General features: G+C 56.1%; 9 protein-coding genes. 2 read left to right on the top strand and 7 right to left on the bottom strand.

Translation table 11 applies throughout. The features are described 5' to 3' along the window. Window positions 1-118: 118 nt before the first annotated feature. Together rho and trxA are read right to left on the bottom strand one after the other, a co-directional pair. Entirely contained in the window at window positions 119-1,381 is a 1,263-nt protein-coding gene (gene rho, locus K6123_RS00325) for a transcription termination factor Rho (protein ID WP_221793004.1), read from the bottom strand. A gap of 170 nt (window positions 1,382-1,551) precedes the next feature. Further along, window positions 1,552-1,878 (bottom strand): thioredoxin TrxA, encoded by a 327-nt coding sequence (gene trxA, locus K6123_RS00320; protein WP_221793002.1) that lies wholly within the window; start codon window positions 1,876-1,878, stop codon window positions 1,552-1,554. A 155-nt stretch (window positions 1,879-2,033) separates the two neighbouring features. Here trxA and ppx point away from each other — a divergent pair, with 155 nt between their 5' ends. Further along, window positions 2,034-3,536, top strand: coding sequence for an exopolyphosphatase (ppx, locus tag K6123_RS00315; RefSeq protein ID WP_221793000.1), 1,503 nt, complete (start codon window positions 2,034-2,036; stop codon window positions 3,534-3,536). Window positions 3,537-3,587: 51 nt separating this feature from the next. Here ppx and ppk1 read toward each other — a convergent pair whose 3' ends face one another. From ppk1 to rpiA, 4 genes are all read right to left on the bottom strand, one after another. After that, a complete protein-coding gene (ppk1, locus tag K6123_RS00310) occupies window positions 3,588-5,687 on the bottom strand; it encodes a polyphosphate kinase 1 (protein WP_221792998.1) in 2,100 nt (699 codons plus the stop codon). A 15-nt stretch (window positions 5,688-5,702) separates the two neighbouring features. After that, window positions 5,703-6,713 carry a porphobilinogen synthase gene (hemB, locus tag K6123_RS00305; RefSeq protein WP_221792996.1) on the bottom strand — a complete coding sequence of 337 codons (1,011 nt, stop codon included), beginning with the start codon at window positions 6,711-6,713 and terminating at the stop codon, window positions 5,703-5,705. A gap of 170 nt (window positions 6,714-6,883) precedes the next feature. Beyond that, window positions 6,884-9,742, bottom strand: a complete 2,859-nt coding sequence (locus K6123_RS00300; RefSeq protein WP_221792995.1) for an intermembrane phospholipid transport protein YdbH family protein — start codon at window positions 9,740-9,742, stop codon at window positions 6,884-6,886. Between the two features lie 50 nt (window positions 9,743-9,792). After that, window positions 9,793-10,467 carry a ribose-5-phosphate isomerase RpiA gene (gene rpiA / locus K6123_RS00295; protein WP_221792992.1) on the bottom strand — a complete coding sequence of 225 codons (675 nt, stop codon included), beginning with the start codon at window positions 10,465-10,467 and terminating at the stop codon, window positions 9,793-9,795. A 196-nt stretch (window positions 10,468-10,663) separates the two neighbouring features. On the opposite strand from rpiA, the gene ilvA reads away from it, so the two are divergent. Then, complete coding sequence (gene ilvA, locus K6123_RS00290; RefSeq protein WP_221792990.1) at window positions 10,664-12,181, top strand: threonine ammonia-lyase, biosynthetic; 1,518 nt, start codon at window positions 10,664-10,666, stop codon at window positions 12,179-12,181. A gap of 14 nt (window positions 12,182-12,195) precedes the next feature. On the opposite strand, the gene K6123_RS00285 is transcribed toward ilvA, so the two are convergent. Further along, window positions 12,196-12,495: a ribbon-helix-helix domain-containing protein gene (locus tag K6123_RS00285; RefSeq protein ID WP_221792988.1), complete on the bottom strand. Its 300-nt coding sequence runs from the start codon at window positions 12,493-12,495 to the stop codon at window positions 12,196-12,198. Between the last annotated feature and the right edge of the window lie 106 nt (window positions 12,496-12,601).

Below are 12,601 nucleotides of genomic sequence, written 5' to 3'. Positions count from 1 at the left end.
AAATCAGCCACCTTCGGGTGGCTTTTTTGTTTCTTAAGCGTAGGTAATTCGCCAGACGCCAGCCAATAAAAAACCGCCCGAAGGCGGTTTCAAATCATTCAGCGATTCACGGCAGGGCTTATTTGCCACCACGCATGGAGTCGAAGAATTCGTCGTTGGTCTTGGTCTGGCTCAGCTTGCCCAGCAGGAATTCGATCGCCTGGATATCTTCCATTTCGCTCAGCAGTTTGCGCAGGATCCACAGACGTTGCAGATCGGCTTCCGGGAACATCATGTCTTCACGACGGGTGCCGGAACGACGGATGTTGATGGCCGGGTAGATGCGTTTTTCTGCGATCTTGCGATCCAGATGCAGTTCCTGGTTACCGGTACCCTTGAATTCTTCGTAGATCACTTCGTCCATCTTCGAACCGGTATCAACCAGTGCGGTGGCGATGATCGTCAGTGAGCCACCTTCTTCAACGTTACGGGCAGCACCAAAGAAACGCTTTGGTTTTTCCAGTGCGTTGGCGTCCACACCACCGGTCAGTACCTTGCCGGAGCTTGGGATTACGGTGTTGTAGGCACGTGCCAGACGGGTGATGGAGTCGAGCAGGATTACCACATCGCGCTTGTGTTCAACCAGACGCTTGGCTTTTTCGATGACCATTTCGGCAACCTGCACGTGGCGGGCGGGTGGCTCATCGAAGGTAGAGGCAACCACTTCGCCGCGCACGGAACGCTTCATTTCGGTTACTTCTTCCGGACGTTCGTCGATCAACAGCACGATCAGATCGCTTTCCGGATTGTTGCGGGTAATCGACTGGGCGATGGTCTGCAGCAGCATGGTTTTACCAGCTTTTGGCGGTGCTACAATCAGACCACGCTGACCTTTACCGATTGGTGCTACCAGGTCCAGAACACGGGAAGACAGGTCTTCTGTTGAACCGTTGCCTTGTTCCAGGATGAATTTTTCATTCGGGAACAGCGGCGTCAGGTTTTCAAACAGAACCTTGTTCTTGGCGTTTTCTGGCTTGTCGTCATTAATGTCTGCCACTTTCAGCATGGCAAAGTAGCGTTCACCGTCTTTTGGCGGACGGATCTTGCCGGAAATCTTGTCGCCCTTACGCAGGTTGAAGCGACGGATCTGGCTTGGCGATACATAAATATCGTCAGGGCCGGCCAGGTAGGAGCTGTTCGCGCTTCTCAGGAAGCCGAAGCCGTCCTGCAGAATTTCCAGTACCCCATCACCATAGATATCTTCCCCGCTTTTGGCGTGATGCTTGAGAATTGCGAAGATAATATCCTGCTTGCGAGTACGGCTAACGTTCTCCAGGTTCATCTCCCGAGCAATGTCGAGCAGCTCAGGAACGGATTTCAATTTCAGATCGGAAAGATTCATAGGGAAGATAGGTTGTGTTGTTTGGATATTGGGGTAGAGCTTGATATGGATATCAAGGCGAGGGCGCGTCAGAGAACCCGACTGCGTTTTGAACTATAGACCCAATGATATTGGGTGTCCAGCCCTCGAAAGCAAGGTTTTTCAAGGGCTGGATATAAATCAATTTTCTATCAGAGAGCTTGCTGGATGAAAGCTGTCAGCTCGGACTTGCTCATGGCACCAATCTTGGTGGCTTCGACGTTACCGTTCTTGAACAGAATCAGGGTCGGGATGCTGCGGATGCCGTATTTAGGGGCAGTCGCTTCGTTCTGATCGATGTTCAGCTTGGCGATTTTCAGCTTGCCAGCGAACTCTTCAGCGATTTCTTCCAGTACCGGAGCAATCATTTTGCATGGACCGCACCATTCAGCCCAGAAGTCGACCAGCACAGGCAAATCGCTGCCCAGCACATCGGATTCAAAAGTGTCGTCACTAGTCGAGATGATGAGATCGCTCATGGTTTCCCCTTGAAGGTTAAGGTCATAATTGCCTTCATTGTACGCGCGCTCCGGCTGGAATCAATCTCCAGAAAGCTCCGAACAGAGGATGGACATCGCCGGAGACGGGTTGCATATTTGGGTTTTTGCAGAATAAAGCGTCAGGATAGCAACCTATGTCAGATACTCCGGCCCAGCCAGGTGAATTGATTGCCGCGGTAGATCTGGGCTCCAACAGCTTCCATATGGTTATCGCCAGGGAATTTCACGGCGAATTCCAGACTCTCGAACGGCGTGGCCAGAAAGTCCAGCTGGCCGCTGGTCTGGATGAGCATTTTCATTTATCGGAAGAAGCGCAGCAGCGCGGCCTTGATTGCCTGCGTGAATTTGCCCAACGCTTGCAAGGCATGGACCCCGCACGGGTCAGTGTATTGGCTACCAACGCGCTGCGGGCCGCCCGCAACCGCCAGGAATTTATTGAACGTGCCGAAGCCGTACTGGGTTATCCCATTGAGGTGATTGCCGGGCGTGAAGAAGCCCGCCTGATTTATCTTGGTGTTGCCCATACGCTGGCGGACGATATGGGTAAACGGCTGGTGGTCGACATCGGCGGTGGCAGTACCGAATTTATCGTTGGTGAACGGTTTGAACCGAAGGCGCTGGAAAGCCTGCATATGGGCTGTGTGTCCTTCACCCAACGCTTTTTTGCCGATGGCAAAATCAACGAAGCCAATTTTGAACGGGCGGTGGCTGCTGCCCGGCAGGAATTGCAGAACATTGAATCCCAGTACAAGCAACTGGGCTGGCAAAGTGTGGTGGGCTCCTCCGGCACTATCCGGGCGGTGGAACAGACCCTGGTCGAGTTCGGCTGGACGACTGAAGGCATCAGCAAGCAGGCGCTGAAAAAGCTGCGCAAGCAAACCCTGCAGTTTGAAACCCTTGATGATGTGGTGCTGCCGGGTGTGAAAGTTGAACGTCGGCAGGTCTTTATTGGCGGTCTGGCAATTCTGACGGCGGTGTTTGATACCTTCGGTATTGAAAACATGGTCTATTCCGACGGTGCCTTGCGTGAAGGTGCCTTGTGGGATTTGTTTGGTCGTTCGGATCACGAAGACGTCCGCCAGCGCACGGTGCGTTCGTTAAAAGAACGTTTTTATGTCGATGAGGAACAGGCTGAACGGGTCAAGACCACCGCACTGGCGCTGTTTGCCCAGCTGCGTGACAGCTGGCAAATGACCGAGGCCTCGGCGTCGCTGTTGGGCTGGGCGGCGGATCTGCATGAAATCGGTTTGAGTCTGTCCCACAGCGGTTTCCACAAGCACGGCGCTTACCTGCTGCAACACGCGGATATGCTCGGTTTTACCCGCCAGGGGCAGGCCAAGCTGGCTGCCATGGTGCGCTGTCATCGGCGTAAATTTGCTACCGGTGAGTTTGATAGCGTGACCTCGACGCGGCGTAAACAGACGATTCAGCTGGCGCGTTTGCTGCGGTTGGCGGTGATTCTCAACCATGGCCGTGGTGCCCATCCGGTGCCGGTCCCGGTGGCGACGTGTAACGGCGATGATCTGAGGTTACAGCTGCCAGACGGCTGGCTGCAGGAACATCCGCTGACGGCCGGTGATCTGGCGGCGGAAGTGGATTGCCAGCAAGCGGCTGGCATGAAACTGGAAGTGCTCTGACAGCGGCTGGTTCCGCCCGACTGGAGAGTGGGGCGGAACAGCCGTTTGGGATCAGCTGGAAGTGGCAGCCAGGTTGGCCAGCAGAATCGACTGGGCGCGGATCACTTCTTCCCCTTCGGCAGGCTGGCTGCGGACGTAGGAGCCATCGGACTGCAGAATCCAGGCCTGGCTGTTGTCGTCCATATATACCTGCAGTTCGGCTTTTACCCGTTCCTTGAGCTTGTTGTTCTCAATCGGGAAGGCGGTTTCCACCCGGTTCAGCAGGTTACGCTCCATCAGATCGGCAGAACCCGCATATACTTCGTCCTTGCCATCATTCTGGAAGTAATACACCCGCGTATGTTCGAGGAAACGGCCGATGATGGAACGTACCTGAATGTTCTCGGATACTCCCGGCACGCCCGGCCGCAGGCTGCACATACCACGAATGATCAGTTCGACCTTCACGCCAGCCTGGGACGCGCGATAGAGCGCCTTGATAAACTTGGGTTCGGTCAGACCATTGGCTTTCAGACGAATCAGCGCTGGCTTGCCCGCTTCGGCGTGGGCTCGTTCACGATCGACCAGTTCAATCAGCTTTTTGTGCAGGGTGAACGGCGCGTGGAACAGCTTCTTGATCTTCAGTGCTGCTCCCATGCCGGTGAGTTGCTGGAATACGGCAGCAACGTCTTCACCAATCACGTCGTTGCTGGTGAGGAAACTGTAGTCGGTGTAGGCGCGGGCGTTACCGGCGTGGTAGTTACCGGTGCCGAGATGCACGTAGCGTTTGTAGCGATCGCCTTCCTTGCGCACGATCAGCATCATTTTGGCGTGGGTCTTGTAGCCCACCACACCGTAAACGACCACCGCACCGGCTTCCTGCAGACGGTTGGCCAGATAGAGGTTTTCCTCTTCATCAAAGCGCGCCCGCAGCTCGATCACGACGGTGACTTCCTTACCATTACGGGCGGCATCAACCAGCGCGTTAACGATCTCGGATTTGGCACCGGTTCGATAGAGGGTTTGTTTGATCGCCCGCACGCCCGGGTCCTTGGCCGCTTCACGCAGCAGGTCGACCACCGGGGTAAAGGATTCGAACGGGTGTAACAGCAGCGTGTCTTTTTCACGCATGCTCTCGAAGATGCTTTTCTTGAACTTGACGTTCTTTGGCAAACCCGGCGTAAACGGCGTGTATTTCAGGTCTGGCCGGTTGATCTGGCCAATCACTTCCATCATGCGACCGAGGTTGACCGGGCCGTTGACCATATAGAGGTCGTTTTCTTCCAGACTGAATTTGCGCAGCAGGAACTGCACCAGCTCCATCGGGCAGTTGTCGGCCACTTCAAGGCGCATCTCCTCACCGAAGTTACGAGAGTGCAGTTCGTCTTCCAGCGCGGAAGCCAGGTCGTTGGTGCCGTCTTCGTCGATTTCGAGGTCGGCATTGCGGGTTACCCGGAACTGGTAACAGCCTTTGACTTCCATGCCGGGGAACAGCTCGGCGGCGTGCTCGTGAATGACTGACGACAGGAAAACAAAGTGATCGCCACCGGCGGTCAGTTGATCCGGAAAGCGGATAATACGCGGCAATGAACGTGGCGCCGGAATGATCGCCAGACCGGTTTCGCGGCCAAACGCATCCTTGCCTTCCAGCTCAACAATAAAGTTGAGGCTCTTGTTAACCAGTCGTGGGAATGGATGCGAAGGGTCAAGACCAATCGGGCTGACCAGCGGCTGGACGTTGTCGCGGAAATATTCCTCGATCCACAGGCGTTGTTCTTCGGTCCAGTCGCGGCGGCGCTGGAAGTGGATATTTTCCGCTTCCAGGGCTGGCAGGATGGTTTCGTTGAGAATGCGGTACTGGCGCTCAACCGTGATGCTGCAGCGATCGTGAACTTCCCGCAGTACCTGTTGCGGATGCATGCCGTCAGCACCGGCCTGTTCGCGTGCAAAGGTCAGCTGCTGGGTCAGGTTGGCGACCCGCACTTCGTAGAACTCATCAAGGTTCTTGCTGAAGATGCAGAGGAAGAACAAACGATCCAACAGTGGGTGACTCTCATCGAGCGCCTGCTCGAGTACCCGGATGTTGAACTGCAAATGACTCAGTTCGCGATTGATGTAGTACTCGCTGCTGTTGAGATCAATTACGGTCTCTGGGGCTTGTTCTTCGCTCATGCTGGTCCTTTCTGATTAACGGTTAAGCCATTCTGCATATTGTTTGGCGTAGTAGGTCAGGATGCCATCGGCACCGGCGCGTTTGATGCAGGTAAGTGACTCCACCATGATGGCTTCGTCGTCCAGCCAGCCATTCATGGCAGCGGCTTTCTGCATGGCGTATTCGCCGCTCACCTGATACACAAAGGTTGGTGCCTTGAACTCACCCTTGACCCGGCGAACGATGTCGAGATACGGCATGCCGGGTTTGACCATCACCATGTCGGCGCCTTCAGCGAGATCCAGTGCAACTTCATGCAGGGCTTCATCGCTGTTGGCCGGGTCCATCTGATAGTTGTACTTGTTGCCTTTGCCGAGGTTACCGGAAGAGCCAATGGCGTCCCGGAAGGGGCCGTAAAACGCCGACGCATACTTGGCAGAATAGGCCATGATGCGGGTGTTGACGAAGCTTTCTTCTTCCAGCGCAGCACGGATATCACCAATACGGCCATCCATCATATCGGATGGTGAAACGATGTCGGCACCGGCTTCGGCATGGGACAACGCCTGCTTTACCAGGATTTCGACAGTGATGTCGTTGAGCACATAACCTTCTTTATCAATGATGCCATCCTGACCGTGGGTGGTGAACGGGTCCAGCGCCACGTCAGTCATCACACCCATTTCCGGCACGGCATCCTTGATCGCCCGAATAGCACGCTGGATCAGACCATTGGGATTAAAGGACTCTTCGGCCATTTCTGACTTGGCATCCGCCGGGGTGTAAGGGAACAGGTCGATACAGGGAATGCCCAGCTGATAGAGGTATTTGACTTCTTTTACCAGCTCGTCAATGGACAGTCGTTCGATACCTGGCATTGAACGAATCGGTTCACGTTCCTGATGGCCTTCCATCACGAACATCGGGTAAATCAGGTCGTTGGTGGTGAGCACCGTTTCGCGCATCATACGGCGGCTGAAGTCATCCCGGCGCATGCGACGCATGCGGGTTTCCGGAAACATTCGCTGAGAATCGTTAAAGGCCATGATGTGCTCCTGGGTTACCCGTTAAAAACTGCGGGGATTGTAGCTCTGTTTGCAGCGGAAAGGTTGATTTTGTCCGGCTTGCAACAGTGATTTTGGTGCCGCGGTGTAAAACTTCGACGATCCGGAGGCAAGGTCATTGGTGCGCCAGTGTGGCACGGCTTGATGACGGTTTAGCGCTGGCCGTTGTATTTGTTTTCCAGCCTGGCGATCAGATCATCGGCAACCCGCAGGCTGGCCAGCAGATCAAGCAGGTTGTAGTCGAGATTGACGTTCAGGTGGGTGGCCTGGCCATCAAAAAAATCCGGATTATGGCCTTCAAATTTGAGCCCGAGGTTGAGTGAGCCGTCCGGCTGATAACTGACGTCGGAACTCAATTGCTTGAACTGGAAATTTTCCAGTGCCTTCATGGCCAGGCCAACGGTCGGATCGGTCTGGGCGAGAGCAATGCTGGCCTGGCTCTGATAACGAATCACGCCACCGGGCGAGCGGGCATACAGGGTTCCCTGTGGAATGCTGGGGCCGTCAGGGCCAAGGATAATCGGCAAGGCGCCATCTAACGCCCCTTCAGCCTTGATCTCGGCAGACGGCTCCAGGGCCGCCAGATGACCCAGCTGCAGCGCATCAACCTTGATGGCAAAGGCATTTTCCGGTTTGCGACTGTCGTAGCGTACGGCCGGGATATAAATCTGGCCGCCAAGCAGACGCAGATTCATTTCGTTGAGATCGGCGGTGAACCAGCTGAAGTCTCGGGCCAGAGTGATGTCGGCGCGGGCGGCCGGATCGGAAATTTCAATACCACTGTTGAGGCTGCGGGCACTCAGCTGGCCGTTGATATTGTAGCCTTCGGCAGCCGGTCGTAAGGCCAGCAACCAGTTCAGCGACTCGGCGGTGAAACGGTTGTCATAGACCAGGCTGAGGTTGTCGCTACGTAACATCAGATTGGGTTCAAAGGTTTGCTGGTTCAGGTTCCAGTCGATCCAGCCCTGACCGGCGAGACTGCCGGACAACACGTTAAGACCCGTGAGGTCTGCCAGATTGCTAATGCCCAGGCCGCTGAACGCCAGTTCGCCTCGGCGAATTCGGAACTGGGCGTCACCGCTGCCGGATGACAGATCATGTTGCAGTCGGGTGACCAGATCGATCTGGCTGTTAGCCAGTTTGAGGTCGGCATTGGCGAGCAGTTTTTGTTCGGCAAGACTGACGATGGCATCGGCATTCAAGCGGGCGTCAGGCACTGGCCACTGTTGCCACTGTGACGACCGCAAGCGCATCGACAGCCGACAGGACGGCTGTTCGATCAGCGGATCGCAGTTGATCTGACTGGCACCCAGTATCAGCCGGGTCTTGCGGTGCAAGGGCGTCGTTTCGATCTGGCTGGCGGTTGGCTGCAGCGTCAGGCTTTGCAGCGCCAGTTGCAGCTGGCCTGCCTCCAGCTGGCGTGGCGAATCACCGGAAATATCCCACTGTTGTTGCAGTTCAGCTGTTTGGTCGAATTGCAGTGGGGTGGTTTGCCAGCCTGCCAACGCTGCGGGTTCAATTTTCAGACTGGCCTGGCTGAGGTTTAGCTGCAGTCGACCTGGCGCTTCGGCAGGCAGCCTGATGCTACTGTTGAATCCCAGCGAGGCATTGGCTTGTAAATCCCCTTGTTGCAGCTGGCTGCTGGCAGCCGCTGTCAGCTGCAGGTTGAAGCCATCTTGCTCGCTCCAGTTGAGAGTCAGCGGCAGGCTCAGATCCCCTTTGGCCGCAAGACCATCACCGCTGAGCTGATAAGGCAGCTGAAGCGAGCTGCTGAGCTGGCACTGTTGCAGTGGCTGATCACAGCTGGCTTTGAGCAGCGGGGTTGTTTGGCCAAGGCTGCTGGCCAGCCGGGTTTGCCAGCGCAGTGGTTCGGCTTGGGTTGCAGGGCTGGTTTCGTTACTGGTATCGGTCTGGCTGCCCCGGATTTGCAATTGCGCCAGCTGTAATTGCAGCTGCCAGTTCTCAGCTGGCGAGTGTTGCAGTGACAGTCGGGCCAGCTGTTGCTGGGCATTGGGTTGTAACGTCAGGCTGGCCTTGCCGCTGTCGTTGTTAAACAGCAGGCTGACCGCCTTGTTCTGTTGGCTGTCGACTTGGCTAACGAGTGCAAGATCAACATCATCGGGCCAGCGCAGATGGTTCGGCATTTGTAGCTGTAACTGGCTGTCAAACTTGTTGAGTTGTTGCAGTGGCGCCAGTTGCTTGCGTTGTGTTTCGGTGAGTTGCGGCAGCTCATCGGCCAGTTGCAGCAGCGCTGGCAAGACCACCACCTGACGCAGGTTCAGGCGCGTCAGGCTGTCATCCTGTTGAATACTGGCAAACCAGTGTGCCAGCAAGGTTTGATCGTCTTTCAGCTGGCCAAGTATCTGGCCCTGTGAGGTTGATGAGTCCGTCGTGGCCGGGTTGAGCAGCTGCAATTCCAGCTGCCAGGATTTGTCGAGTTGCTGTGGCAGCGGTTGCAAGGTACCGGCGATGCGCCAATGTTGTGGCTCGATGGCAACCAGCAGACTGGCATTCATCAGCGGGTGTACAAACTGCAGCTGGTCGATACGAATTTGATCAATCGGTAGCTGCAGCAGCGATTGGAATGCTGGCAGATCAATCCATTCCTGCTCCAGCTGGGCGGCAACCTGTTCGCTGCGCTGGCGCGCGTCGGCGGCAGCCAATTGGCTGCTGGTCTGGCCCGGCTCTATGGTCAGGCTGGTGATGCTGAGTTGTTGCAGCTGGCCGCGTAACAGCCCTAACGAGTCGTAGTGCAGTTCGGCCTGTTGCAGCTGAATACGGCTGCCATCCGGCAGTTCGGTATCGAATTGGTCGAGCGTCAGCTGGTGGAAGTCGAGTTGGCTGACGCGCCAGTCGAGCGGGAAGCCGAGTACCGAGCTGGCAATCGGCGGCAGCTGGTTTATAGCGCCGAGCAATAATGACGGAAACAGCGCCAGCGTCAGCAGCAGGCCTGTGATGGTCAGCAAGCCGATCAGGGCGAAGCTCAGAATCAGGCCCTTGAAGGCTGCCATCAGCAGCCTTGGCCTTCCTGGCGGGGCGGTTGCCGTCATGCGTTGTTAACTCACTTGGCGGTGAGGGTCTTCACGCCTTCGCTGGTGCCCAGCAACAGGGTGTCGGCCGGCCGCAGCGCGAACAGGCCGTTGGTGATGACGCCAGTGATCTGGTTGATCTTGCTTTCCAGTTCGGTGGCCGCGGTGATGCTGAGGTTATGCACATCCAGAATGTGGCCGCCGTTATCGGTAACAACGCCGTTACGGTAAACCGGATCGCCACCCAGCTTGACGATTTCGCGGGCAACGTGGGAGCGCGCCATCGGGATCACTTCTACCGGCAGCGGGAAGGCTCCCATGGTTTCCACCAGTTTGCTGGCGTCGGCAATACAAACGAAATGACGGGCCACCGCCGCAACAATCTTTTCGCGAGTCAGGGCGGCACCGCCCCCTTTGATCATTTCCAGTTTGTGGTTAACTTCGTCGGCACCATCAATGTAGAACTCCAGCATGTCGACGCTGTTGAGGTCGTAGACAGCAATGCCATGATCACGCAGACGCTGGGCCGAGGCTTCGGAGCTGGCAACCGTGCCGTCGAACAGGTGTTTGTGTTTGGCCAGGGCATCGATAAAACAGTTGGCGGTTGAGCCGGTGCCAACGCCAATAATCGATTCTTCTTCCAGCTTTGGCAGAATCAACTGCACGGCGGCTTCGCCAACCGCTTGCTTGAGTTCGTCTTGAGTCATAGTGCTTCACTGTCTGGGTGCTGTTTGCCGCACATTATAGGGTGACGTGCGTTACAATGCTGGAAAAATTGGCTGTAAAATCCGGGTTTGAAGAGTGTTTGCTTTGGGCATCAACGGGTCTCCCGGTTCTCTCCAACAGACTTATCCATACCATCTGAAGTTCAATCGCTTTAATGCAAGGTAACCAGAAATCATCATGCTGAACGAGTATCTGCGCAAAATCCTCACGTCACGGGTTTACGATGTTGCTATCGAGACGCCGCTGCACATTGCCCCGTTTTTGTCGGAGCGTTTGGGGAACCAGATCTGGATCAAGCGTGAAGATGAGCAGCCGGTTTATTCCTTCAAGATTCGTGGCGCCTACAACAAGGTGGCGCAGCTGACCGAAGAAGAAAAAGCCCGTGGCGTGGTCGCCGCTTCGGCTGGTAACCATGCCCAGGGTCTGGCTCTGGCGGCCAAGGAGCTGGGCATCAAGGCAGTGATCGTGATGCCGCGTACCACACCGGATATCAAGGTGCGCTCGGTCAAGGCTCGTGGTGCCCGGGTGGTGCTGCACGGCGATGCTTTTGATGAAGCTTTTGCCTACTCGCAGAAGCTGGTGGCGGAAAAGGGCATGACCTATATCCACCCCTACGATGACCCGGAAGTGATTGCCGGTCAGGGCACCATCGGGATGGAAATCCTCCGACAGATGAAACAGCCGGTCGATGCGGTATTTGTACCGGTTGGTGGCGGTGGTCTGGTGGCTGGTGTTGCGGCCTACATCAAGGCGCTGAAGCCGGAGATCAAGGTGATCGGCGTGGAAAGTACCGAATCTGCCTGTCTGGCGGCGGCTCTGGAAGCCGGTCAGCGGGTGACGCTGCCAGAAGTCGGGATCTTTGCTGACGGTGTGGCAGTGGCTACCATTGGCGAGGAAACATGGCGGATTGCCAGCGAATGTGTCGATGAAGTGATCACGGTTACGCCGGATGAAATCTGTGCGGCGCTGAAAGACATCTTCGACGACACCCGTGCCGTCGCCGAACCGGCCGGTGCGCTGGCGGTGGCCGGAGTGAAAAAATACGTCGAGCGTTACGCCTGTGAAGAGCAGAACCTGATTGCAGTATTGAGCGGTGCCAACGTCAACTTCGATCGTCTGCGTTATGTATCCGAAGTGGCCGAAATCGGTGAAGGCCGCGAAGTGATTTTGGCGGTCACCATTCCGGAAGAGCCGGGCAGCTTCCAGCGTTTTTGCTCACTGCTGGGCAAGCGGCCGATTACCGAATTCAACTACCGTTTCGGCGACAGCGAGCACGCACAGATTTACGTGGGTGTGAAAGTCGGCCCTGAGCCGGGCGCACGGGCTGAACTGATCAGCGAGCTGCGGGCAGAAAGCTATCCGGTCATGGACCTGAGTGACAACGAAGTGGCGAAATACCATATTCGTCATATGGTGGGTGGTCTGGCGCCCGCCAGCGTCACCAATGAACGCCTGTACCGGTTTGAATTCCCGGAACGTCCGGGGGCGCTGCTGAAATTCCTCCGCACGCTGGGCAAGCGTTTCAATATATCGCTGTTCCACTACCGCAACCACGGTGCTGCCAGTGGCCGCACGCTGGTGGGCTTGCAGGTCAGCGACGACAAGATCGAACAGCTGCAGGGATACCTGCTTGAGCTGGGTTATCCGTATTGGGATGAAACCGAAAACACCGCCTACCAGCTGTTTTTGCGTTAACCGGCCTGTCGAGATCACTGGGTAACGACTGTTTCAGAGGGCAGTTGCAAACGCTGCCCCTGATTCAGGTGGGTGGTGCAGGCCACTCGTAACAAGGATGTGAAATTACCGGGTTCGCCGCGTCGTGCTACAACTTCGCGGTGAATTCGGGTCATAAAGGTCCCCAGCGTCAAATCGGCTTCCGCCGCAATCTGTTCCAGCAAGTGCCAGAACACAGCTTCCAGCCGGATGCTGGTCACCACACCGTCGATACGGATGGAGCGGGTTTTCAGTTCGAATAATTCGGGTTCTGCACCGGAATAAATCTCACACATACAAACCTCCTGACGATCCCGTTAGTCTGCGTCAATGGATCACAGCACAATACCCCGGCGTCGATGGAGCCACCAACTGCGGAGCTTCCAACCGCAGAGCTACCAG

It is taken from the genome of Oceanobacter mangrovi (assembly GCF_019740315.1).
Classification (GTDB): domain Bacteria; phylum Pseudomonadota; class Gammaproteobacteria; order Pseudomonadales; family Oceanobacteraceae; genus Oceanobacter; species Oceanobacter mangrovi.
The sequence above is the reverse complement of the archived record's forward strand: the minus strand, read 5'-3'. Positions and strand labels throughout refer to the sequence as shown.

Bases quoted from the DNA above. Each gene is read 5' to 3' on its own strand.
- rho (WP_221793004.1), bottom strand. From the start codon at position 1,381: ATGAATCTTTCCGATCTGAAATTGAAATCCGTTCCTGAGCTGCTCGAC.
- trxA (WP_221793002.1), bottom strand. From the start codon at position 1,878: ATGAGCGATCTCATCATCTCGACTAGTGACGACACTTTTGAATCCGAT.
- ppx (WP_221793000.1), top strand. From the start codon at position 2,034: ATGTCAGATACTCCGGCCCAGCCAGGTGAATTGATTGCCGCGGTAGAT.
- ppk1 (WP_221792998.1), bottom strand. From the start codon at position 5,687: ATGAGCGAAGAACAAGCCCCAGAGACCGTAATTGATCTCAACAGCAGC.
- hemB (WP_221792996.1), bottom strand. From the start codon at position 6,713: ATGGCCTTTAACGATTCTCAGCGAATGTTTCCGGAAACCCGCATGCGT.
- K6123_RS00300 (WP_221792995.1), bottom strand. From the start codon at position 9,742: ATGGCAGCCTTCAAGGGCCTGATTCTGAGCTTCGCCCTGATCGGCTTG.
- rpiA (WP_221792992.1), bottom strand. From the start codon at position 10,467: ATGACTCAAGACGAACTCAAGCAAGCGGTTGGCGAAGCCGCCGTGCAG.
- ilvA (WP_221792990.1), top strand. From the start codon at position 10,664: ATGCTGAACGAGTATCTGCGCAAAATCCTCACGTCACGGGTTTACGAT.
- K6123_RS00285 (WP_221792988.1), bottom strand. From the start codon at position 12,495: ATGTGTGAGATTTATTCCGGTGCAGAACCCGAATTATTCGAACTGAAA.